Here is a 24,797-nt window from a genome sequence, read left to right as displayed (position 1 = left end):
CGTTTGAATAAGCTTTAGAACTTCTTATTTTATTTTTAATTAAGGTGCGTTAAGAAAAACATATGTTTGAGCGAATGCGAGTTTATGTTTTTTAGCAGATTAATTAAAAATAAAATTAGTAGTTCTTAGCGAAATGAACGCATTAGTAGTAATATATACTTTTTTAACTTTATTTAAAACGTTTATCAGATCTTGCCCTTTGAACTTTTGGAGCAGGAGTATTCCCTTTTGTTGGAACTAGATCCTTCTTTGTAGTCATATTTCTAATATTTACAATTTGAATCTGCTCTCTGTGCTCTTTTCCTTTTTTACCCTTCATTCCTTGAATTATAACAGAATGACCTTGAAGCACAGAAATAAAGTTGATTTTTTTAAACCAACGTTTTTTCTTAAATACGCACTTAGCAATAGATTTACTTCCGTCTGCCTTTACTAAGATGGTTACAATTAATTTATAAAATATTTTAAAGTAACTTTTTTCCTCTACTTTGACAGATAGAACTCTACCTTGAGCTTGAGTAAGTCTATCACCATATCTTTTTAAATAAGCCTGTGTATAGCTATTAGTCAATTTGTCTTTAAATCCCATCAGTATTACTCCTTTACAATAGAAATTATAAAAAATATAAAAAGTCAATAACTTATTATATCTTATGTTGTAATTTAACTCAAGTATTAATAAAAGTCTATTTTTAATTTCATGATTCAAATTTTCTTGGAAAAAAATGTAAACGCATAATTGTAAAAAATATTATTATTTCTTAATGATAATATTTGTTCCTAAATTAGTAAATTAAGAATATTAATATAATAAAGGATTGAAAGGAGGAGGAATATGAACAGGGAATTAACTCCAAAGGACATTATTTATGAATTTGATATTGAAGATATGAGCACACGCGAACCATTAGATTCATTGCCACAGTATTTTGATGTAATAGAAGATATTAAAACTGCTCTGAGTATAGATAAAGAGGGCTTTAATGTTTATTTAATAGACGATTTTTCAAAAGAGGCTCTTAAAGATATTATGAAATATGTAAATAAAATTTTCGAAAATAAGCCAAAACCAAAAGATATTTGTTATGTATTATATGAAGATGAAAAATTTCCTAAAGCGATTTCTGTAAGTAATGGGGGTGCTAATAGGCTAAAAGACACTCTTGAGGATCTGCAGAATGAGTATTTAGAGTGCACGTTTAAGTTTTATAACAATTCTACAGATAAAGAAAAGGAAGAAATTCAGGAAAATATTCAAAAGAAAAGAAATGAACTAATTTCTAAACTAATAGATGCAGCTAAAGATAAAGGCTTCGATATAAAATCTGCTAATAATGGATTTACATTCATTCCTTTAAGTAGCGGGAAAGAAATGACTGAAAATGAATATGATATATTAGATAGTGAAAAAAAAGAAGGAATTTTAGAGACAGTGCGTATTTTAAAAGATAAAGCTAGGGAAACATTAGAGGAGTTAAAAGATATTGAAGCAAGGGATATAGATAAACTAAAACAAATAATGGAAGCATATTATAAAAATGAAATGAATGATTTAAAAAAAGAATATGAAAATAGATTCATTGAAGATGAAGTTGTTCAAAATTATTTTCATATGGTAGAAAGTAACATTGAAAAAAAACTTATAGATAATTATTCACTAAGCTTTGATGAGGATGAGGAAAAAATAAATGAAATTATATTTAAATATGCTGTAAATGTAATGGTAGATAATAGTAAGAAGTTCGTTCCACCAGTAATATTTGAACAAGATCCTAATTTAACAAACTTACTTGGAAATATAGAATATGAAAATCATAATGGGGCTTATTCTACGAATATAGAACTTATAAAAAGTGGTAGTATGTTAAAAGCAAATGAAGGGTGTTTGGTGATTAGAGCAAACACATTGTTAAGTAATCCTTCAGCCTACTATTATTTAAAAAAGTCATTGCAAGCAGAGAAAGTGGATGTGACTTACAACAGAAGTTATTATGACATGGTCTCATTAAGTACAATAAAACCAGAGCCCATACCAATTAAAGAAAAGGTAATTCTTATTGGGGATTATGAAACTTACGACTTGCTCTATAATTATGATGAAGACTTTAGAAAAATTTTCACTATAAAAGCAGAATGTAGTCCGCTTCAGGATATAGATAATGATTTAAAGAGCTCTTTAATATTTGAAATAAATAATATTTGTAGTGAAAATAATTTTAAAATTCTTACGAGTGGAGCGGTAAGAGAAGTGGCAAAGGTCTTATCTCGAAAGGCTCAGAGTAGGAAAAAAATATACTATGATAAATATGAAATAAGTAAGCTAATAACATTATCAAACAATAGGGTGTGCGAAGAAAATAGGCAAGAAATTAGTGCAGAAGATATAATCCACATAGCATACAGGCAAGACATTATGGAAAAGGAGATTTTAAATAACTATACTGAAAAGAAAATGCTCATTGACGTTAAAAATAGTAGAATCGGACAAGTGAATGGATTATCGGTAATTGATACTGGATATTTAAGTTTTGGTAAACCAATAAAGATTACATGCCGTTGCTATAAGGGAGAAGGAAATATTGTAGACGTTCAAAAGGATAGTAATCTTAGTGGAAATATCCATAGTAAATCCATTAATATTCTAAAGGGATATATAAGTGCTATTAATGGGGGACTCACTAAATTACCAGTGGACTTTCACCTAAGTTTTGAACAAATTTACGGGAAAGTGGATGGAGATAGTGCGTCTGTGGCAGAAATAGTATGTATGCTATCAGCCCTAAGTAAGATACCTGTAAAACAAAATATTGCAGTCACAGGCTCTGTAAATCAATTTGGGGATGTTCAACCTATAGGTGGAGTAAACGATAAAATAGAGGGTTTTTTTGGAGTTTGCAAGGCAATAGATACAATAGTGGGCAAAGGCGTAATGATACCAATGTCTAATGCAGATGATTTGGTTTTAAGTGCAGAAGTTGAGAGAGAAATTAAGAATGGAAACTTTCACATATATACTATGACCTCTATAGAAGATGCTATGGAGGTTCTAATGGGAACTTCTGATACGGATGTCCAAAGCATAATGATAGCTATAAACAAAGAATTAAAAAAATATAATAGCAAAAGATGATGATTTAATGCTATTAAAAAAACAGGACTGATATATTTTAAATATACAAGTCCTGTTTTTTTATACGTTAAATCTGAAATTAACTACATCGCCATCTTGCATAATATATTCTTTTCCTTCAAGTCTAAATAGTCCTTTTTCCTTAGCAGCGGCTTCAGAGCCACATTCAACTAATTTGTCAAAGGAAACTATTTCTGCTCTTATAAATCCTCTTTCAATATCTGAATGGATTTTTCCAGCTGCCGCAGGAGCTTTAGTTCCATTGTTTATAGTCCATGCTCTTATTTCTTGAGGACCTGCAGTTAGATAGCTCATTAACCCGAGTAACTTATAACTTGCGTGAATAAGCTTATCTAGTCCTGATTCATCAAGACCATATTCATTTAGAAGTTCTATTTTTTCATCATCCTCTAGAGTGGAAAGTTCTTCTTCAAGCCTTGCGCAAACTATAATTACTTCTGAATTCTCATTACTAGCAAATTCTTTAACTTTTTTAACCAAATCATTATCTAGATTACCGGACACTAAATCATCTTCACTAATGTTTGCTGCATATAATACTGGTTTTGAAGTAATTAGGAAAAGGCTGTTTACAAAAATAGATTCTTCCTCAGTAAATGTAAGTGTTCTTACTGGAAGGTTTGCTTCAAGGTGGTTTTTTACTCTTTCCATAAGTTCATATTCTGTTTTTGCTGTTTTGTCACCAGAACGAACTAGTTTTACTGACTTTTCCATTCTTCGCTCCAGTACGTCAAGATCAGAAAAAATAAGTTCTAAATTAATAGTATCTATATCACGTAGTGGGTCAACGCTTCCATCTACGTGAATGATATTGTCATCTTTAAAACATCTTACCACATGAACTATAGATTCTACTTCTCTGATGTGAGATAAAAACTTATTACCTAGACCTTCTCCTTTGCTGGCTCCTTTTACAAGACCTGCTATATCATAAAATTCAATTGCAGTATGAATTACCTTCTTACTATTATAAAGAGCTTTTAGCACATCTAGTCTTTTGTCACGAACACTAACAACTCCTACATTTGGTTCTATAGTACAAAATGGGTAATTAGCAGATTCTGCTCCTGCTTTTGTTATTGCATTAAATAATGTGCTCTTCCCTACATTTGGTAAACCTACAATTCCTAGCTTCATATATATGTACATTCCTTTCTTACTTTTAAATTATTAACACCTTATTAATTATACTCTAGATTTGTTTGCATATCAAGAAAGTAAATCCAGGTGTAGGTTTTCAACTAAAACCTATAGGAGATTAATATTGTATTTTAAGTAAATATATTCTAGTAAAACAAAAAATAATTTTAATTAATATTAAAAATTGATAATAACTCCTTAAAATAAGAAGGAATTTTCGCTTTTCTATAGAATAATAATAAAAAGTGGTTTAGAATGGATTAAAGTGGGTTAAAGTGGGTCAAATTTATAAGCTGGGGGAATAAAATGTTTATTGGTGAATATCAACATGCCATTGATGCTAAAAACAGAATAATTATTCCCACTAAATTTAGAGAGGGATTAGGAAATGAATTCATTTTAACCAAGGGTCTAGATGGGTGTTTATACATTTATACATTGCCAGAATGGACAATAATGGAAGAAAAGTTAAAGAAACTTCCATTAACCAGCAAGGATGCAAGAGCTTTTGTGAGATTTTTCTTCTCGGGTGCTAATGAAATAACAATCGATAAGCAAGGAAGAGCTTTAATACCACAAAATTTATGTGAATATGCTGGATTGCAAAAGGAAATAGTAAGTATAGGAGTATCAACTAGGATAGAAATATGGGCTAAAAGTAAGTGGGATGAATATAATGACTCAGATATGAATTTTGATGAGATAGCAGAAAAAATGATGGAATTATAAATTAAAATAGGTATAAAAAAGGAGATAAATTATGGAATTTAAGCATTTGCCAGTTTTATTAAATGAGTGCCTTGACGCACTGGATATTAAAGAGGATGGAATTTATGTTGATTGTACATTAGGTGGTGGGGGGCATTCCATAGAAATTTTAAAAAGATTATCGCCCCAGGGAAGATTAATTGGAATTGATCAAGATGAGGATGCATTAAGGGCAGCCGCGGAAAATCTTAAAGAATATAATAATGTTACATATGTGCATAATAATTTTTACAATATTGAAGAAATACTCGAAAAATTGGAAATAAAAAAAGTGGATGGTATTCTCATGGACTTAGGTGTATCTTCCTTTCAATTAGATAGTGCAGAACGTGGATTTAGCTACATGAAAGATGCAAGGCTTGATATGAGAATGGATAGAAGCCAAGGTTTAACAGCCTATGATGTGGTGAATAATTACAGCGAGGAAGAAATAGGAGAGGTTTTAAGAAATTATGGAGAAGAAAAATTTTCAAAAAGAATAGCTAATTTTATAATAGATAGAAGAGCCGAAAAATCTATTGAGACTACTTTGGAACTAGTGAATGTTATAGATGCAGCTATTCCAGCCAAGTATAAGAGAGAAGGTGGACATCCGGCTAAGAGAACATTTCAGGGCATAAGAATTGAGGTTAATGGGGAATTAAAAATATTAAGTAAGGCAATACAAGATGGAGTACAGAGACTAAATCACGGTGGAAGAATGGCAGTTATTACATTTCAATCACTTGAAGATAGAATTATTAAAAATGAATTTAAAAGCTTGCAAGATCCTTGTAAATGCCCAAAAGAGTTGCCTATGTGTGTGTGTGGTAAAACACCAATTGTGAAACTTATAAGCAGAAAACCTATAGTTGCAACTGAGGAAGAATTAGAAATTAACAAAAGAAGCAGAAGTGCAAAACTAAGAGTGGCCCAAAAAAATTAGTTCTAATTTAGAGATGGGGTGAATAAAGTGATAGTAGAAAAAAACAAGTTTAGAATGGATGGGAATACTGTATTATCACCAGATCATGAGACTGGAAAACGAAAATATGAGGAGACACGAAAAAAAGAGTATGAGGATTTAGAAAAATCAAGGCAACAGACAAACCAAAGTAAAAGACTAAAGGATATAAAAAATAAAAAAAATATTCTTACAAATATTCTTTTAGGTTTTGTTATCGGAGTTGTTATTATTGCTAGGTATTGTATGATTTATAATTATCAAGATACAACCTCTAAAGCCAAATCTCAAATAGAAACATTAAGTAGAGAAAATGATGCTTATAAGGTACAACTAATTAAGTTTAGGAATATAAGTTATATTGAGAAAACAGCTACAGAGAAACTTCATATGGTCAAACCACGGATTAGCGATGTACAATACTGCAATTTGAGCAAAAACAATTTAGTAGCAGAGAAAAAACCAGAAGTTAAAGTAAGTAACGAAATAGTAAATAAAATAAAAAATTTCATATTTTAGGGTAGCAATTATTATTTTTGCATTTTTATTTTCACAGATATTAGTATTTCGCAGATATTAGTAAGGAGGAACCACATTGCCAAAAGGAGAGTATAGGGACAAGGTATTAGTTAAGCGTAGAATGTTGGTTGTCTTTTTCATACTTTTTCTTTTGTTTTTGCTATTAGTTAGTAGGTTAAGCTACGTAATGATAGTTAAGGGAAAGGATTACAAAGAAAGAGCTATATTGCAGTGGACAAGTGACGTTCGTATTGCACCACAACGAGGACGAATTTTAGACAGAAATGAAAATGAATTAGCTATAAGTGCAAATGTTTTTAGAGTAGACTTAGATCTTAATTCATTAAGAGATACTACAAAGAAAAACAAATTAACTATGGAGGGTATTGCACCAGAATTGGCTAAAATACTTGGAATGGAATCTAAGGATGTTTTATCTATTTTAACTCGGAAAAATTCAAAGGGGAAATCTGTTGGATCAGCTATTTTGAAGAGAAGGATAGATAAGGATATAGCCGATAAAATTGTTGATTTTTCGGCCAGTAAAAAGCTCCGAGGAATTGTAATTACTGGAGATACAAAAAGATACTATCCCAATAATAATTTATTAGCAAACGTTCTAGGACATACTAACTCTGATGGTAATGGATTAACAGGTGTTGAACTGTATTACGATAAATATCTATCTGGCATACCTGGGATAAATCTTTCTGAAACTGATCAAAAAAGTGAGAATTTGCCCTATAAAATATCAGATTATACAAAACCAGTAAATGGTAAAGATGTAATGCTTACTATTGATGAGATGATTCAATATTTTTGTGAAAAAGCAGCGACGCAGGCTATGGTTGATAATAAGGCAAATGCTGTTACTATAATTGCAATGAATCCTAAAAATGGAGAAATATTGGGCATGGTCAATAAACCAGACTATAATCCAAATGACCCTTGGGATCTTACTAAAAATTTTGATGAAAATCAAAAGGCTTGGAGAAATAGAGCAGTAAGTGATACCTTTGAGCCAGGATCTATTTTTAAAGTAGTTACAGCTACAGCGGCCATGGAGGAGAAGGTAGTTAATGATACTGATAGATTTGTATGCAATGGTAGTAATGTAGTTAACGGTAAAGTGGTAAAGTGTTGGAAAACCACAGGACATGGGTCTCAAAGTTTTGTAGATATTTTAAAAAACTCTTGCAATGTTGGATTTATGGAACTAGGCAAACGACTGGGGCCAGAAAAACTAAATAAGTACATTTACTTGTTTGGATTTGGCAAAAAAACTGCTATTGATTTAAATGGAGAAGCGCTAGGAATAATTAGAAAGACTAAAGATATGACTCCTCTTGACTTAGCAGTAACATCCTTTGGTCAAGGTAATACACTGTCTTGTGTCCAGTATTTAACAGCCTTTAATGCTATTGCAAATGGGGGGAAACTTATAACTCCTCATGTTATGAAAGAGATAGCAGCTTATGATGATTTAAAGAATAAAAAAATTATACAAGCATATTCTAATTTTAATGAAAGAAAAATAATAGATGAGGCAGTGGCAAAGCAACTACGCAGTTACCTAGAACAGGTTATAGAAAATGGTGGCGGTAAGAAGGCGTATATTGCAGGATACCATATTGCTGGGAAGACAGGAACTGCTCAAAAGATTAATTCCACAGGGGTAGGTTATGCACCAGGAAAATATGTTGCCTCCTTTGCTGGAATGGCACCTGCCAGTGACCCGCAAGTAACACTTTTGGTTTCAATCGATGAACCGGACCCATCCAACTATTATGGTGGGCAGATTGCAACAGTAGTTGCAAAACAAGCTTTTAATGATATATTTAATTACTTATCACTAAAATCCGATGCTTCTATTGAGGAAACTTCCAAAAGTTTACTTAGGGATATTATTGTGCCTGAGGTAAGAGGTCTTAAAAAAGCCGAGGCCGAGAAAATATTAAAAGAAAATAGTTTAAAGCTAAAATTAACAACAGAGGGAGAAGTTATTACAGATATGACTCCAAAACCTGGATATACAGTTAAAGAAGGAACTGAAATCATTCTACACACGGATACAAAATTACAGTATAGTAATACAGTAATAGTTCCAAATATCAAAGGGAGTAGCCCAGAAAAAGCTAGTGAAATGTTAAATAGTCTTGGGCTAAAAGTTGAATTTATTGGAGATGGAATAGTATCAGAACAAAGCATGGAGGGCTCTGAAGTGAAAAAGGGAACTACCATTACAGTACATTTAGATCTTATGGCTGACTAGCTAAGTATGCTGTATAATATATAAGAAGCAAGAAAATAAATAACAAGTCAGTATGGAGAACTTTGACTTGTTATTTATTTTCGTGTAACATAAAGATGATAAAAAAAGGTGGCACTCAGAATTTCTAAATTGACTGATTGCCATGTTGCGAGTTATAGTAATCTTTTTATGAAATATACTTTAGATGTATACTATTTTCAAAAAAGGTTAGTAATAATAAGAAAAGTATTTTTTGTAAGCATGCTATATGTGTAAACACACATTTATGTGTAAACACACATTTATGTGTAAACACACATTTATGTGTAAACACACATTTATGTGTAAACACACATTTAAGGGAGTGGTAATATGAAACTTAAAAAAATTATGGAGAATATTAATTTGGATTTAATTTGTGGGAATATGGATATAGATATAAACGAAATTCAATATGATTCAAGAAAAATAAAAAGTGGAGATTTATTTTTCTGTATACAAGGGTATAAAGTTGATGGACATGAATATATACAAAATGCAATTAACAATGGAGCTGTTGCTATTGTATGTGAGAAGAATATAGAAAAGCAATCAAATTGCAGCGTAATTAAAGTAGGAGATAGCAGAAAGGCATTAGCCCTAGGTGCATCAAATTACTATGAGAAACCTAGTAGTAAGATGAAAATCATAGGAATCACAGGTACTAATGGAAAAACAACTTCAGCATTTATGATTAAAGCTATTTTAGAGGAGCAAGGGTATAAAGTTGGACTAATTGGAACTATAGCAAATTTTATTGGTGACGAGAAAATTCATACTGAGCGAACTACTCCAGAATCACTAGAGTTACATGAGCTTTTCAAAAAAATGGTGGAGTCACGTGTGGATTATTGTGTTATGGAGGTGTCTTCTCATTCTTTGACTTTAGAAAGGGTATATGGAATAGAGTTTTGTGAAAGCATTTTCACAAATTTAACACAAGATCATTTAGATTTTCATAAAACCTTCGAAAACTATTTCAATGCGAAACTAACATTATTTAAATATAGTAAAAACTCTATAATTAATATTGATGACTCTTATGGGGATAAAGCTTATAATTTAATTAAGAGTAGTAAATTGAGTTATGGATTAAATTCTAGTGCAGATATTAGGGCTAGTAATATAAAAATGAACTCAAGGGGAAGTAATTTCACGCTACAATATAAAGACAGCTCTTTTGAAATCCAATTAAATATACCCGGGAATTATAATATACATAACGCCCTTGGATGCATTGGAGTTTGTTTAAGTGAGGGAATAGATATACCTGCAATTAAACTAGGGTTAAAAAAAGTACAAGTGCTTGGGCGTTGTGAACTTGTTGCAAATACACATAACTTAGGATTTGAAATAATTTTAGATTATGCACATACACCAGATGCACTAGAAAACATACTAAAAACTGTGAGAGAATTTACAAAAGGTAAACTTATATGTGTTTTTGGTTGCGGTGGAGACAGAGATAAAACCAAAAGAACTATAATGGGAAAAATCGGGACGCAGCTTTGTGATATTTCAATAATAACTTCTGATAATCCAAGAACTGAGGACCCGGTGCAAATAATTAATGATATAGCATCCGGCATTAAAAAAGATAATTTTGAAATTATAGTGGATAGAACTTTGGCTATAAAAAGAGCAATTGAAATTGCAATGAAAGGCGATGTAATTGTTATTGCAGGAAAAGGCCATGAGGACTATCAGGTTTTGAAAGATAAAACTATACATTTTGATGAGAGAGAAATTGTTTTAGATATAATAAAGGAGAGTTTTTAGATGGAGTATATTACACTAGACGAGATAATTTGTGCAACACGTGGGGAAATATTAGTTAAAGGCGAAAGTACCTTATATAACAATGTTTGCATGGATACAAGAGCCATAAAAGACAAGGATATTTTTATAGCATTAAAAGGTGAAAATTTTAATGCTAATGATTTTACCTGCGAGGCTAGTAAAAAAGGAGCCTCAATTTGCATAATTGATGAAATGAAATTTGAAAAGACTGAGATTAATGGTAAAACTACTATAATTAAGGTAGGAGATACTAAAAAAGCATTAAGGGACCTTGCAAAATTTTATTTGAGTAAGTTAAATTTACAAGTAGTAGGAATTACAGGTTCTACAGGCAAAACATCTACAAAGGATTTGGTTGCAGCAGTGCTGTCCCAAAAATTTAAAGTTTTTAAGACCCTGGGCAATTTTAATAACGAAATAGGATTACCTATGATGATATTTAAGTTAGATAAAAGTTATGATATTGCAGTGCTAGAAATGGGCATGAGTGATTTTGGAGAGATTCATAACCTATGTGAGACTTCAAAACCTAATATTGGTATTATTACTAATATTGGAATGTCTCATCTTGAAAATCTTAAAACAAGAGAAAATATTTTAAAGGCTAAAATGGAGATAACGGATTTTTTTACAGAGGATAGTGTTTTAATTGTAAATTCAGATAATGATTTATTAGAAGACGTAAATTCATCAAACTATAAAACTATAAAAACAGGAATTGATTCTATGGCAGATTTTAAAGCCTGTGATTTGAATATTTTTGAGCACAAAATAACATTTGCAGTAAAAGAGGCTGGGATTTTAGCGAAAGATACAATTGAGGTTAATGTACCTGGAAGACATAACGTCTTAAATTCCTTGCTAGCAGTAGCTTGCGGAAGGGTACTTTGCATGAGCTATGATGAAATTGCTAGTGGCTTTAAAAATTTAGAAGCCACCTCTATGCGTCTAGATATAACAAAGGGTGAAAAATTCACTATAATTAACGACTGTTATAATGCTAGTCCGGATTCAATGCTAGCTGCAATGGATGTACTTTGTAATGTTAGTGGGAAGTCTAAAATTGCCATACTAGGTACTATGAGAGAACTTGGGGATAATGCCTTTGATGCACATAAACAAGTTGGAGAATATGCAAAAGTTAAAAATATTGATTTATTAATTACCCTAGGGGAATTTAATGAGGCATATAAACAAGGATTTAATGATATAAATAAATATAGGTGTTTTGAAACTTATGATGAGGTAATTTCTTTTCTAAAAGGAATTATCGCTCCAAATGATGTTATTTTAGTTAAAGCTTCAAGATATATGAAGTTTGAGAGTATAGCTCATGAACTCGTGAATCTTAATTCACGTGAGAATATTAATTCGCCTGCGAATCTTAATTCGTTAGAGCATATAAATGCCAAAGAGGTGACTGGAAAATGAGTTTAATTATTTATGCAGTTCTAATTGCATTTTTTCTATCAATTATACAAGGTCCACTATTAATTCCAATGTTACATAAACTTAAGTTTGGTCAAAATATAAGGGAAGAAGGACCTAAAAGTCATCTTAAAAAAGCAGGCACACCTACTATGGGTGGTATTATATTTATGATTTCAACAATAATTACAATGTTAATCATTGTTAGACATACTAGCGATGAAGCTATGATTGCATTATATTGTTTTATAGCTTTTGGATTAATTGGACTTATTGATGATGTTTTAAAAATAAAACATAAAAAAAATGAAGGACTTACATCAAGACAAAAGATGCTACTTTTACTTATAGTGGGAGGCGTGGTTGGATATTACTCTTCAATTAAAATAGGAACAGATATAATGATACCTTTTTTAAATAAAAGTGTAGATTTGGGTTATGGGTATGTGCCTTTTATTATTATTTATTTTGCAGCAACTACAAATGCAGTTAATTTAACAGATGGATTAGATGGCCTTTCTACTTCGGTTACAATAGTAGTTATGACATTTTTTGCATTAGTTAGTAATATGATGTTTCATTCTACTCTTGCAATATTTTGCGCTGCCCTTGCAGGGGCATTATTAGGATTTTTAAAATTCAATTCTTATAAAGCACAAATTTTTATGGGAGATATGGGCTCTCTGGCACTTGGTGGTGCAGTAGCTGCAGTGGGTATGATACTAAAATTGCCACTACTCGTTGCTATTGTAGGTGGTGTATATGTTCTAGAGGCGCTCTCAGTTATTATTCAAGTTTTAGTATTTAAATCTACAGGTAAGAGAGTATTTAAGATGTCTCCAATTCATCATCACTTTGAATTAAGTGGATGGCAGGAAACTAAAATTGTTGCAGTATTCTCCATTGTAACAGTAATTTTATGTATAGTTGGATTTCTATCCTTTACCTATTAGAGTTTAACGACATTTCAGAAGGAAAGTCTCCCACTTCTATAAGCGGGGGTTACATACTACAACAAAAATAAAACTTCAGTGGGAGTCTAAATATCCTTCTGAAGTCGTTAATTTCAGCTCCTAGGAGATGATTTAAGGAGGATATATTATGAAAAAATCCAAGGTTAAAATGGGACAAATAGATTTTGTATTATTTGCAACCATAATGCTTCTTGTGGCCATAGGAGTAGTAATGGTGTATAGTGCCAGCTCATATTCGGCGGCTTTCAAATTAAATGATCCAGAATATTATCTGAAAAAGCAATTAATGTGGGCGGTTATTGGCTTTGTTTTTATGGTTATAGCAGTTAAAACTGATTATCATATTATAAAAAAATATACTGGGATTATTATGGTAATTACATTAGTACTATTGATTGTTGTACTTGCATGCCCAGCCGTTAACGGTGCTAGGAGATGGATTCCATTAGGATTCGCAGGTCTTCAACCATCGGAAATTGCAAAATATGCTATAGTATTATATATGGCTAAAAGCTTAGATATAAAAGGCGAAAAGGTTAAAGAGTTCACTAAAGGTATAGTTCCATACCTATTAGTTTCGGGATTTTATGCAGCTATAATCTTGCTAGAGCCTAATTTAAGTATTGCATCTGTTATAATGATTGTTACTGTAATTATTTTATTTGCAGTAGGGGCAAGATTTGTACACATTTTTGCTATTGGTTCCTCTTTAGTAGCTGCAGTTGGTGTGTTAGCAATTACTGCAGAGTATAGATTGAAAAGACTTATGAATTTTAGAGATCCTTTTGCTGATAGTCAAGGTGAGGGATACCAACTAGTTCAATCACTGCTTGCACTTGGATCAGGTGGAGTAACTGGTGCGGGGATTGGACAATCAAGACAAAAGTGCTTGTATATACCGGAACCCTGGACGGATTTTATTTTTCCAATAATTGGTGAAGAATTAGGCCTAATCGGATGCGCTTTTATAATTTTGTTATTTGTAATACTTGTATGGCGTGGTATTAAAATAGCAGTTACTGCTAAAGATATGTACGGTACCATTTTAGCTATTGGAATTACATCTGTTGTAGCTATTCAAGCAATTATTAATATAGCAGTAGTTACTGGGTCAATGCCGGTTACGGGTGTGCCGCTGCCTTTTATAAGTTATGGTGGTTCATCCCTTCTTTTCAATATGATTGCCATGGGAATACTTTTAAATGTGTCAAGGCAAAGTACAAGCAAAAATTAAAAGGTAAGGCATGCACAAATGCATGCCTTTTATAGTGCTCCCTAACATAAAATATTAATTTTTTAAAAATACTATAAAATACATTCAAATTGAGATGAAAATAATTAAATTAAGTGGTATTATATATAGATAAGTGAGTTATAAAGTTGATTAATATAAATTAAACACAGGTGTAATCTACTGTCTATAAGTTTACACTTTAAAAGTGCAAATCTATAAAAAAATATGTATTATTGAATGTGAGGAAGTGAATGAACAAGAAAAGTGATAATTTTAAAAATGGGAATTATATTATAAAAAATAAAGAAAAATTATTATTTAAAAGAAAGCATAAAAAAAGAGTAAAACGTTTAGTGTGGTTATCAATAATTATGGTATGCATATTAATTACACTATGTTTTAAATTACCTTATTTTAATATTAAAACTATTGAAATCCTAGGAAATTCAAATGCTTCTAAAGTTGAAATTACCGAGGCTGCTCAAATTAAACCCGGAAGTAATATTTTTTATGCGAGTTTTAAAGAGAGTAAAAAAAGAATTACTAAAAATCCTTATATATTAGGCGTAACATTTAAAAAAGTTCTTCCAAATAAGATTACAATAAGAGTAGAGGAAAGAATAGCTGTATTTTATGGAAAAGTAAACAACGCTTATTACATTTTAGATAACAAAGGCATTTTGCTTGAAAAAAGATCCGATATTAAAGATAAGAACTTAGTTAATTTAGTTGGATTTAATTACGAAAAATGCGAAATCGGAGATTTAATTGTATCGGAAGATGATAGAAAAATCAATATTGCAAATGAAATAACAAATATCATTACTACCTATAGGAAAACCAATAGTGCCATTAAAATAACTATGGTAGATGTAAGCAATGTTTTAGATGTAAAGGCTTTTTCTGGAGAGATGTGTATTAAATTTGGAACATCGGATGATTTGAAAAACAAATTTAATAAGGCGATAAACATTATTTCGCAACCTGAATATAAGAGCGCCAAGGGATATGTGGATGTTAGTTTTGCCGGTAATCCAGTTATTTTTAGGAGCAAGTAGTAGGAAATAGTAATTATATCCCCAGAGAGTAGCAAGGAGGAAGTCAATGAAGAAGTTTAAATCCCAAATGTCTATTGGCGTAATATGTATATTGCTAGGATTTATGATAACTTACCAATTTAAAATGATAAGCAAACAAAATTTAACAGTGGATACTAATAAGAACACACCAGAAATTATAACTGAAAATGAGCAACTAAAAAAGAGTAAAGAAGCCATGCAGAAAAAAATTGATGAATTAGATACCAAAACAAAGGAATATGAAAATGCTGCTAAGGGAAGAGATGAACAAAGCGGACTATTGTACAAAGAGTTGGAAGAAACAAGGATACTTACTGGAGGAACCGAAGTAGGAGGAGAGGGTATGTTAATATATATAACTCCTAAAAGTGACGTTTTTGGTAGTAACCCTGAAGCCCAGCTTATAAATGATACAGATTTAGTACATATAGTAAATGAATTAAATGCTGCAGGTGCTGAAGCAATTTCCATTAATGATATTAGACTTACTTCTCGTAGTGGGATAAGAAATGCAGGGAATGCAATTATTATAAATGATGAAAGAATTTCTTATAATAATAGAATTACTATTAAAGCAATTGGGAAAAAGGACATTTTAGAAGGTGGTATTAGTTTTGCGGGAGCAATTCCACTAACTCTCAGTCAGACCTGCGATATAACAATGGAAAAATCAACCAAGGTTGTGATTCCTAAATATAATAAAGCATATAAATTTGAGTTTGCTAAACCAATAGAAAAGAAGTAGAGGTGATGAAATGGTTGCTTTTGTAGGGTTATTAATAGGTGTTATATTAGGGGTTGTATGGAATGTTGATATTCCGATTAAATTTTCTCCATATATTTCTGTAGCAATTTTTGCATGTTTAGATTCTGTTTTTGGGGCACTTAGAGGGTCAATCTCACATAATTTCAGAGCAGATATTTTTGTGTCAGGATTTTTCGGGAATTCAGCATTAGCTGTAGCGATGGTTTATCTAGGTGATAAATTGGGAATTCCAATTTATCTGGCTGCAGTTATTGTATTTGGAGGAAGGATATTTGATAACTTTGCAATTATTAGACGACTTTTAATAGACAAAACCAAATCTCACTCGTGAGGTGATTAAATGAAAAATAATGAAGCTACTATATTTGTTTTTATTGCGTCAATAATAATAGGACTTCTTATAGCTATGAATATTGGATTTGAAGGGAAGCACAATTTTTTAGATGTAAAGCAATATGATTTAGCCTATAATGAGAGAAGTAAATTATATTCTGAACTAAACAATTTAAAGCAGCAATACTTTGATTCCACATCAAAGCTTAAAAAATATGATAGTGGCGATGTAAAAAAATATAAAGTTTTAGAAGAAATTCAAAATGAAGTTAATGAAAACAATATTATATTAGGAAAGAGTGATGTTCAAGGAAATGGGATTAAAATCACATTAGAGGATGGTATCAGTGATATTAATGAGTATAGTAATGCACAGTTAATTCATGACCGTGATATTGTGCAAGTGATAAATGACCTCAGAAGTGCAGGAGCAGAAGCAATTTCTGTTAATGGTCAAAGAATTGTCTATGATAATTATGCATTATGTAATGGCGCGCCTATTGATTTAAATGGAGTTAAGATAGTAGTCCCATTCTACATTGATGCCATAGGAAATGAAGATGTTTTATATAATTATGTAACACTAGAGTCCACCCATATAAAAGAGTTAAAGTTTAGACAAGCTAAAATTAACATTGTTAAGTCAGATGATATAAAAATATTAGCATATACAGGTAAATATAAATATTTATACATGGATGCTATAAATAAAAAAAAATAATATAATTTAAGTTCATATAAAAATAATGAAGGAATTTTTCTCTTCAATGAAGAAATAAACTAGAAATGGAAGATAACAATTAATAATTGCGTTATACCATTAGAACCGCAAGGAGGCAAGTTGAGTTGGGAATTAGTGAAGCTTATAAGGACTTAAAGAATGAAATTCCAAAAGATGTAAAATTAATATGTGTATCTAAGACTAGACAGATTCATGAAATAAAAGAAGCATATGCAGCTGGAGCTAGAGATTTCGGGGAGAATAAAGCACAAGAATTAATGGAAAAACATGATAACCTAGAACAAGACATTAAATGGCATTTTATAGGGCATCTGCAGAGGAATAAGGTGAAATATATTGTTGGAAAAGTTCATCTTATTCATTCTTTAGATAGCATACGCTTATTGCAGGAAATTGAAAAGCAATACGGGGCTAAAGATGAAATTGCCAGCGTTTTAATTCAAGTTAATATAGGAAAAGAAGATGCTAAGACTGGCATAGATACTTCGGAAATTGATTCTCTAATACAAGCTTGTGAGAAGTGTAACAACATAAAAGTTAAAGGCCTAATGGCTACAATCCCAATTGGCAATGTAGAGGATTGTCGAATGTATTTTAATGAGATGAAAAGTATGTTTGATAATCTAAAAACTTTTAAATATAAAAATGTTTCCATGGAATTTTTATCTTTAGGTATGAGTGGAGATTTTGAAATTGCACTACAAGCAGGATCCAACATGATAAGGCTTGGTGAGAAAATATTTGGAAGAAGAGAGTATAAAAAACTGGAGGGATAACAATGGCAAGTAAAGTAATAAACAAGGTTATGGGTTTTTTAGGTATGGCAGAGGATGCATCGGATGAAATTGAAGAAATGGAGACTGAAGAGGAGGATAATATGGAGATTGAATCTTTGATGACTGCAAATAAAAAGCAAAGTAAAGTAGTCAATATCCATACTACAGCATCTACAAAAGTGGTTATTATTAAACCAGAAGATTTTGATGAAGCAACTACAATTAGTGATAACTTGAAGTCTAGAAAAATTGTTGTAGTTAATACTACAGGACTAGAAGCTAAAACTGGTCAAAGATTACTAGATTTTATAGGAGGGTCTTGTTTCTCTTTAGGTGGAGATCTTCAGCAAGTAGAAAAAGGAGTATATATATTATCGCCTTCTAATGTAGAGGTTGATAACGAATTAAAAAATGAACTAAGTTCAAAAGGGATTTTTAATTGGAATAAATAATTAGAGAAATACTGGAGGTTATAAAATTTGTTTTATAGATTTTTTGAATTAATATTTAATGCACTGCAGGGTGCAATATTTATCGAAGTGATTTTATCTTGGGTTTATAGGGGTACAAATCAATATATAGAATTGCTGCATAAGATTACAGGTCCTCTACTTGAGCCTGGTAGAAAAATTCAAGATAAATATTTTGGCAATACAATGGTAGATTTTTCACCAATAATCGCACTTTTTATTTTGATGATTTTAAAATCAATAGTGCTTGGTTTATTGAGTTATTAAATTAAGGAATGAGTTAAATGGATAAGACCTATTTTTTAAATAGTATAAATCATGAAGATAAAAATTTGATTTCTAACATATTTAATAAAATGCAAATAGCGCAAAAAACAAATAAAATCATATTTACTAATGATTTTTTATCACCAATTGTATGGAATCAAATTTTAGTCCTATGTGAAAATTATAAAATAAAATCATTTGCAAATGGAATATTTGAAGATTCCGACAGGAGGATGTTAGCATTTTCATCCGAAGGCGTTCCTTTAACATATCCCATAAACTTATTAAAAATAAATAATAACTCGAAGTTTAGAACCCTTCAGCATAAGGATTATTTAGGTGCAATAATGTCACTAGGAATTAAAAGAGAAAAATTAGGGGACTTAATAATTAGAGATAAAATATGCTATGTGCCAGTCTGTAGTGACATAAGTAGTTATATAATTAGTAATTTGAATGATATAGGCAATTGTCCATGTGAAGTTAATGAATACCCTTATACATCACAGGACCTTCCTCAGGGTCAATTCCAAGAGAAAATTATTATATCTACCTCACTTCGCCTTGATGGCATGGTATCAGCTATATGCAATGTTTCAAGAAATAATTCAGTGGGGCTTATATCCACGGGTAAAATATTAGTGAATTATTTTCAGTGTTTAAAAAAAGATAAGATTATAAAGTGTAATGATACCATAACCATTAGAGGATACGGTAAAGTAGTGGTTGCAGAGATTATAGGGAGCACTCAAAAGGACCGTTTAAAAGTTGCAATAAAGCAGTATACATAATTAAGGGGGGGAAAAAATGAGATTGACATCCATGGACATTAATAATAAAGAGTTTAAAAAGGGTTTAAGAGGATACAATGCGGATGAAGTTGATGAGTTTTTAGATAAAGTATCTGAAGAATATGAAATTATGTACAAAGAAAATTCAAACCTAAGAGAAAAAAACAGTTTTTTAGAAGAAAAATTAGATCATCATGTTAAAATAGAATCTACAATTCAAAACACTTTGGTGCTGGCTCAAAATGCTGCGGAACAAGCAAAGTCTTCTTCTCAAAAGGAGTCGGAATTGATTATCAGAAGTGCAAATGATTCTTCTCAAAGAATGTTAGATAAAGCTCATGATGATGTACTTAAGATAAATGATGAATATGATAGAACTAAGCAAGAATTTGCAAAGTTTAGAACGCAATTTAGGAATTTTATGAATTGTCAAGTTGAGATGTTTGATGGTTTAGAAAGTGATTATTTTAAGAGTTACAATGTGGGTAATGAAATTGCGGATAAAAAAATGGGTGAAAAAAATACTGAAACCTCAGAATATTCAAAATTAACATTAAAAAACATTGATGAAAAAGATTTTCATAACAATGAGATGAAAGAAATAAAAAGTTTTTTTGCAAAAGATTAAAAACATAGAAATCTCACTCAATGGGTGAGATTTTTTATGTCGCAAATGTGATATAATACATTAAGTACTTTCAAATAAGTATTTGTCATTTGCATCATAGAGGATCAAGGAGGAATAAAAAATGAATATAGGTATTATTGGAGCAATGAGTGAAGAGGTTGAATTTTTACTTAGAGATATGGAGCTTGAAACAAGTGAGGTTAAGGCTAATATGAAATTTAGTCTTGGCACTATACATAATAAAAATGTAGTAATAGTTACTAGTGGTATTGGAAAAGTTAATGCTGCAGTTTGTGCTCAAATATTAATAGATGATTTTAAGGTGGATTATCTTATAAATGTTGGTATTGCAGGAGGAACTAAAAAAAATATATACCCTGGAGATATTGTAATAGCGAATAATTTAGTACAACATGATATTGATACTTCTGCATTTGGTGATAGGATAGGACAAATTCCGAGACTGGATACTTTTGATTTCAAATGTGATAAAAAACTAATAGATCACGCAAGGCAGGCTTGCGAGGATATAAGTGGTCATAATTATTTTGTGGGAAGAATTGTGTCAGGTGATCAATTTATTGCAAACATTGATAAAATAAAATGGCTTAATTCTGAGTTTGAATGTTTGGCTTGTGAAATGGAAGGGGCAAGTATAGCTCAAGTATGCTATTTAAATGAAATCCCATTTGTTGTTATTAGATCAATATCAGACAATGCAAATAATGGAGCTCATATGGAGTATGAGAAATTCAAGGATATTGCTGTGGAGAATTCCACAAAAATTTTAAATAATATGTTAAAACTAATTTAGGAGTCTTGTATATGGAAAAGTTATTAGTTCATAAAAATAGTGGTTTAGATATATTGGTAAAGGTTAAAAACATAGTTATTGGTGGAGAAGAAAAAGTAATAATATCAGGGCCTTGCTCAGTTGAAGGTTATGACAATATGCATGATATAGCAAGTGGTTTAAAAAAAATAGGTGTGCATATATTAAGGGGCGGAGCTTTTAAACCAAGAACTTCACCCTATGATTTTCAAGGGTTCATGGAAGAAGGACTGAAAACACTTAAAATTGTTGGCGATGAATTTAATATGCCAATAGTAACAGAGGTTATGGATTCAAAGGACATAGATTTAGTTCTAAGGTATGCTGATATGTTACAAATAGGGTCTAGAAATATGTACAATTACAGTTTACTCAAAGAGGTTGGAAAATTAAAAACACCTATTTTATTAAAAAGAGGTATGAGTGCAACACTATCAGAGTGGATCTATGCGGCAGAGTATATTATGGCAAATGGCAATGAAAATGTTGTTCTCTGCGAGCGAGGTATTAGAACCTTTGATACCTACACAAGAAATACACTAGATTTAAGTAGTGTTGCTGCAATTAAACAAAAATATCGTATTCCAATAGTTGTTGATCCAAGCCATGGGACGGGCAGGCGTGAATTAGTAGCAAGGATGTCACTTTCTTCAATAGCTGCAGGTGCGGATGGATTAATGATTGAAAGTCATATTACTCCGGACAATGCTATATCTGACGCAAGGCAAACAGTGTCAATAGATACCGTAGGTCAAATAGTGAAAAATGTAAGGAAATTTGATGGGATGTTTAGGGACTAAGATGTATAATTATTAAAATAATTTTAAATATGTGTAATAAAATTCACTCCATGAGAAAACATAAACCTATAGGAATTTTATCAGTTCGATATTACTACTATATTAATAACTAGAGGAGTTGTTATCATGGAAGATGAAAAAATTCAATATTTTAAAAAAAGATTAATAAGTGAGAAGTCACGAGTTCAAAGTCTCATTAATCAACTTAAACAAAATGGAGTTGCAAATTCTAACAGTGAAATATCGTCTGAAATATCATTTTATGACAATCATCCCTCAGATACTGCCACAGAAATTTTTGATATAGAAAAAGGGTTAGCACTTAAGGTCAATGAAATGTCAATTATTAAAAAGATTCAAAATGCATTAAAGAGTATAGAAAACAATACCTATGGGAAATGTAAGAGTTGTGGTAATGATATAATTGAGGAAAGATTAGAATTTATACCATACGCAGAGAACTGTGTATCATGCGAAAAAGCCATTGGTGATAAAAAACCAGCAGAGCGAAATGATAGACCAGTGGAAGAAGATGTACTGGATACAACTTTTAGATATAGTACTAGGGTTGGTGCAGGTATTGATGCTGAGGATATTTATATGGCAGTAGAACGCTTTAATAAAATAGAAGACATAATTGACTACTACGATGATGATAATGACAATGGGTATGTTGAACCTATAGAGAAAATAAGTAATGAGCAATATAAAAATCAGTTGCCAGATTAAAAAAGTTAAATCCAAACAATATTTTAAATTAGGCAGAATAAAAAAAGCATATATTGCATTGAATGAGTTTAGAGATATTTAGGTAAAAAACATATTCCTGCAATATATGCTTATCTATAGGGGGGGAAGGGTATGGAACTATTAATTATTTTTTTAGGTTTGCTATTGGACAGATTAGCTAAAGTTTGGGCCCTTGGTTCTTTAAAAGATAATAATGGAATTATATTAATTAAAGATTTTTTCGGATTAGAATATTTAGAAAATAGAGGAGCAGCTTTTGGAATTTTGCAAAACAAAACCATATTGCTAGCGTTAGTTACTCTACTTGTTATATCAGGAATGATATATTATATTATTAGATATAAACCAAAATCAAAATTCCTGAGAATAAGCTTCGCGCTAATTATAAGTGGGGCACTTGGAAATTTATATGATAGACTATTTTATAAATATGTAGTAGACTTCATTTTACTTCATTATAAAGATATATATTATTTCCCAACATTTAACATAGCGGATATGTTAGTAGTTGTGGGTACTTTGATTTTAGCAATTTCTATAGTAAAGGATGAGGTATAAATGGACAGTTTTGAGTATAAAGTTAATGAGGATTCAGTTGGTACAAGGTTAGATGTATTTATTTCTAATGAATTAGAAAATAAATCCAGGTCATACGTTCAAGGAATAATTGAAGGTGGAGCGGTGTTTGTAAATGGCAAAATGAGAAAAAGTAATTACAAATTAAAAGTGGATGAAATAATTACTTTATCCATTCCAGAGGCTACAGAGTTAGACGTTCAGGCAGAAGATATACCCTTGGACATCATATATGAAGATAGTGATGTAGTTGTAATTAATAAACCACAGGATATGGTGGTTCACCCAGCGCCAGGAAATTATAGTGGCACCTTAGTTAATGCACTGCTATACCATTGCAAGGACCTATCAGGCATTAATGGTGTTCTAAGGCCAGGAATAGTTCATAGAATCGATAAGGATACATCTGGAGCCCTTGTAGTAGCTAAAAATGATAATGCACATAACTCTTTAGCAGAGCAGCTTAAAGATCATTCAATGACAAGAAGTTATGTAGCCCTTGTAGAAGGTATAATTAAGCAAGATGAAGGATCAGTAGATGAACCTATTGGAAGGCACCCTAAAGATAGGATAAAAATGGCAGTAGTAGAAAGTGGCAAGAAGGCTATTACCCACTATAAAGTAATAGAAAGGTTTGAAAGCCATACATTATTAGAATGTAACTTAGAAACAGGAAGAACTCATCAAATAAGAGTACATATGGCAAAGATAGGACATCCTTTAGTAGGGGATTTGATATATGGATTTAAAAAGCAGCATTTTAATTTAAAAGGGCAGGTTCTTCATGCGAAAATGCTTGGATTTATACATCCAAGTACTAATGAATACATGGAATTTGTTTCACCACTTCCAAATTATTTTGAAAAAATTATAATCAAGTTAAGAAATGAGTTGAAATAGAACATAATATGTGATAATATGTTGTTAAATTAAATACTTATGCCTTTAAATGTTCCAGAGAGAACATAAGGATAATGATAGCAATACTATTATGTGTATAGTATGCCTTTACCTTTATGGTAAAGGCTTTTTTATATTTTAAAAATGAAAATAAATAATTATTATTTAATAGGGGGCAAAGTATATGGAATTTAAATCAGTGCTATTAGATGAAAAAGCTATACAAAGAACATTGACAAGAGTAGCACATGAAATTATTGAAAAAAATAAGGGTATAGAGGATATTATCCTTGTGGGGATAAAAAGAAGAGGAGTACCAATTGCAAAAAGAATCGCTCTTTTAATAGAGCAGATTGAAGGAACTAAAGTCCCAGTAAGTAGTGTTGATATTACTTTATATAGAGATGATCTTAGCGCTATAAATGAGCAACCGGTTTTAAACAATGCAGATTTGGGTATAGATGTAAGAGGTAAAAAAATAATTTTAGTAGATGATGTATTGTATACCGGAAGAACTGCCAGAGCTGCAATTGATGCCATAATAGCTAGTGGTAGGCCTCAAATGATACAACTCGCCGTTTTAGTAGATAGGGGACACAGAGAGTTACCTATTAGAGCAGATTATGTAGGAAAAAACATACCTACTTCAGGAAAAGAAATGATTTCTGTGGAGCTTTTAGAAATTGATGAAATTGACTCAGTAAGTATATATGAGATATAACCACATCTCAGCTTCGATAAGATAAATAGCTTCGAAGAAGATAAATAGCATCGAAGAAGATGCATAGCTTCGAAGAAGATGCATAGCTTCGAAGAAGATAAATAATCTTTTAAAATAGT

26 protein-coding genes are annotated in these 24,797 nt (G+C 31.1%); 24 read left to right on the top strand and 2 right to left on the bottom strand.

Translation table 11 applies throughout. The features are described 5' to 3' along the window. Positions 1 to 169: 169 nt before the first annotated feature. On the bottom strand, positions 170 to 589 hold the full coding sequence (locus tag G9F70_RS17015) for a hypothetical protein (protein ID WP_164944315.1): 420 nt from the start codon (positions 587 to 589) through the stop codon (positions 170 to 172). A 246-nt stretch (positions 590 to 835) separates the two neighbouring features. Between G9F70_RS17015 and G9F70_RS17010 the strand changes: the two genes are divergently transcribed. Beyond that, a complete protein-coding gene (locus G9F70_RS17010; RefSeq protein WP_164944314.1) occupies positions 836 to 3,130 on the top strand; it encodes an AAA family ATPase in 2,295 nt (764 codons plus the stop codon). A 60-nt stretch (positions 3,131 to 3,190) separates the two neighbouring features. Here G9F70_RS17010 and ychF read toward each other — a convergent pair whose 3' ends face one another. Further along, positions 3,191 to 4,288, bottom strand: coding sequence for a redox-regulated ATPase YchF (gene ychF / locus G9F70_RS17005; RefSeq protein ID WP_164944313.1), 1,098 nt, complete (start codon positions 4,286 to 4,288; stop codon positions 3,191 to 3,193). Positions 4,289 to 4,597: 309 nt separating this feature from the next. Between ychF and mraZ the strand changes: the two genes are divergently transcribed. The 23 genes from mraZ to pyrR all read left to right on the top strand — a co-directional run bounded on the left by mraZ (position 4,598) and on the right by pyrR (position 24,678). Next, positions 4,598 to 5,020 (top strand): division/cell wall cluster transcriptional repressor MraZ, encoded by a 423-nt coding sequence (gene mraZ, locus G9F70_RS17000; protein WP_164944312.1) that lies wholly within the window; start codon positions 4,598 to 4,600, stop codon positions 5,018 to 5,020. Between the two features lie 31 nt (positions 5,021 to 5,051). After that, positions 5,052 to 5,984, top strand: coding sequence for a 16S rRNA (cytosine(1402)-N(4))-methyltransferase RsmH (rsmH, locus tag G9F70_RS16995; RefSeq protein WP_164944311.1), 933 nt, complete (start codon positions 5,052 to 5,054; stop codon positions 5,982 to 5,984). Between the two features lie 27 nt (positions 5,985 to 6,011). Further along, entirely contained in the window at positions 6,012 to 6,521 is a 510-nt protein-coding gene (locus G9F70_RS16990) for a hypothetical protein (protein ID WP_164944310.1), read from the top strand. A 76-nt stretch (positions 6,522 to 6,597) separates the two neighbouring features. Next, on the top strand, positions 6,598 to 8,793 hold the full coding sequence (locus tag G9F70_RS16985) for a stage V sporulation protein D (protein WP_164944309.1): 2,196 nt from the start codon (positions 6,598 to 6,600) through the stop codon (positions 8,791 to 8,793). A gap of 351 nt (positions 8,794 to 9,144) precedes the next feature. After that, a complete protein-coding gene (locus tag G9F70_RS16980) occupies positions 9,145 to 10,590 on the top strand; it encodes a UDP-N-acetylmuramoyl-L-alanyl-D-glutamate--2,6-diaminopimelate ligase (RefSeq protein WP_164944308.1) in 1,446 nt (481 codons plus the stop codon). Next, complete coding sequence (locus G9F70_RS16975) at positions 10,591 to 12,042, top strand: UDP-N-acetylmuramoyl-tripeptide--D-alanyl-D-alanine ligase (RefSeq protein ID WP_164944307.1); 1,452 nt, start codon at positions 10,591 to 10,593, stop codon at positions 12,040 to 12,042. It abuts the gene before it with no gap. Beyond that, positions 12,039 to 12,992, top strand: a complete 954-nt coding sequence (gene mraY, locus G9F70_RS16970) for a phospho-N-acetylmuramoyl-pentapeptide-transferase (RefSeq protein WP_164944306.1) — start codon at positions 12,039 to 12,041, stop codon at positions 12,990 to 12,992. Before G9F70_RS16975 ends, mraY begins: the two co-directional genes overlap by 4 nt. 148 nt (positions 12,993 to 13,140) lie before the next feature. Further along, complete coding sequence (spoVE, locus tag G9F70_RS16965) at positions 13,141 to 14,247, top strand: stage V sporulation protein E (RefSeq protein WP_164944305.1); 1,107 nt, start codon at positions 13,141 to 13,143, stop codon at positions 14,245 to 14,247. A gap of 251 nt (positions 14,248 to 14,498) precedes the next feature. Continuing rightward, a complete protein-coding gene (locus G9F70_RS16960) occupies positions 14,499 to 15,305 on the top strand; it encodes a cell division protein FtsQ/DivIB (RefSeq protein ID WP_164944304.1) in 807 nt (268 codons plus the stop codon). Positions 15,306 to 15,351: 46 nt separating this feature from the next. Further along, positions 15,352 to 16,071, top strand: coding sequence for a DUF881 domain-containing protein (locus G9F70_RS16955; protein ID WP_164944303.1), 720 nt, complete (start codon positions 15,352 to 15,354; stop codon positions 16,069 to 16,071). 10 nt (positions 16,072 to 16,081) lie between these two features. Next, the gene (locus G9F70_RS16950; RefSeq protein ID WP_164944302.1) at positions 16,082 to 16,423 is read left to right on the top strand and encodes a small basic family protein; all 342 of its coding nucleotides are present in this window, start codon (positions 16,082 to 16,084) and stop codon (positions 16,421 to 16,423) included. A gap of 9 nt (positions 16,424 to 16,432) precedes the next feature. Beyond that, complete coding sequence (locus G9F70_RS16945) at positions 16,433 to 17,146, top strand: DUF881 domain-containing protein (protein ID WP_164944301.1); 714 nt, start codon at positions 16,433 to 16,435, stop codon at positions 17,144 to 17,146. A 125-nt stretch (positions 17,147 to 17,271) separates the two neighbouring features. Then, complete coding sequence (locus tag G9F70_RS16940) at positions 17,272 to 17,943, top strand: YggS family pyridoxal phosphate-dependent enzyme (protein WP_164944300.1); 672 nt, start codon at positions 17,272 to 17,274, stop codon at positions 17,941 to 17,943. 2 nt (positions 17,944 to 17,945) lie between these two features. Then, positions 17,946 to 18,395 (top strand): cell division protein SepF, encoded by a 450-nt coding sequence (locus G9F70_RS16935; protein WP_164944299.1) that lies wholly within the window; start codon positions 17,946 to 17,948, stop codon positions 18,393 to 18,395. Positions 18,396 to 18,422: 27 nt separating this feature from the next. Continuing rightward, positions 18,423 to 18,680 carry a YggT family protein gene (locus G9F70_RS16930; protein WP_164944298.1) on the top strand — a complete coding sequence of 86 codons (258 nt, stop codon included), beginning with the start codon at positions 18,423 to 18,425 and terminating at the stop codon, positions 18,678 to 18,680. A 17-nt stretch (positions 18,681 to 18,697) separates the two neighbouring features. Next, positions 18,698 to 19,471, top strand: a complete 774-nt coding sequence (locus G9F70_RS16925) for an RNA-binding protein (protein ID WP_164944297.1) — start codon at positions 18,698 to 18,700, stop codon at positions 19,469 to 19,471. Positions 19,472 to 19,487: 16 nt separating this feature from the next. Then, on the top strand, positions 19,488 to 20,099 hold the full coding sequence (locus G9F70_RS16920; RefSeq protein ID WP_164944296.1) for a DivIVA domain-containing protein: 612 nt from the start codon (positions 19,488 to 19,490) through the stop codon (positions 20,097 to 20,099). A gap of 121 nt (positions 20,100 to 20,220) precedes the next feature. After that, on the top strand, positions 20,221 to 20,913 hold the full coding sequence (locus G9F70_RS16915) for a 5'-methylthioadenosine/adenosylhomocysteine nucleosidase (protein ID WP_164944295.1): 693 nt from the start codon (positions 20,221 to 20,223) through the stop codon (positions 20,911 to 20,913). An 11-nt stretch (positions 20,914 to 20,924) separates the two neighbouring features. Then, positions 20,925 to 21,731, top strand: coding sequence for a 3-deoxy-7-phosphoheptulonate synthase (aroF, locus tag G9F70_RS16910; protein ID WP_164944294.1), 807 nt, complete (start codon positions 20,925 to 20,927; stop codon positions 21,729 to 21,731). 126 nt (positions 21,732 to 21,857) lie between these two features. Further along, entirely contained in the window at positions 21,858 to 22,460 is a 603-nt protein-coding gene (locus tag G9F70_RS16905; protein WP_164944293.1) for a TraR/DksA C4-type zinc finger protein, read from the top strand. Between the two features lie 132 nt (positions 22,461 to 22,592). Next, the gene (gene lspA / locus G9F70_RS16900; protein WP_164944292.1) at positions 22,593 to 23,039 is read left to right on the top strand and encodes a signal peptidase II; all 447 of its coding nucleotides are present in this window, start codon (positions 22,593 to 22,595) and stop codon (positions 23,037 to 23,039) included. Continuing rightward, positions 23,040 to 23,957 carry an RluA family pseudouridine synthase gene (locus tag G9F70_RS16895; RefSeq protein WP_164944291.1) on the top strand — a complete coding sequence of 306 codons (918 nt, stop codon included), beginning with the start codon at positions 23,040 to 23,042 and terminating at the stop codon, positions 23,955 to 23,957. It abuts the gene before it with no gap. A gap of 184 nt (positions 23,958 to 24,141) precedes the next feature. Next, complete coding sequence (gene pyrR, locus G9F70_RS16890) at positions 24,142 to 24,678, top strand: bifunctional pyr operon transcriptional regulator/uracil phosphoribosyltransferase PyrR (RefSeq protein ID WP_164944290.1); 537 nt, start codon at positions 24,142 to 24,144, stop codon at positions 24,676 to 24,678. Positions 24,679 to 24,797 lie beyond the last annotated feature (119 nt).

Source organism: Clostridium sp. FP1 (assembly GCF_011065975.2).
GTDB classification, from domain to species: Bacteria; Bacillota; Clostridia; order Clostridiales; family Clostridiaceae; genus Clostridium_AD; species Clostridium_AD tagluense.
The sequence above is the reverse complement of the archived record's forward strand: the minus strand, read 5'-3'. Positions and strand labels throughout refer to the sequence as shown.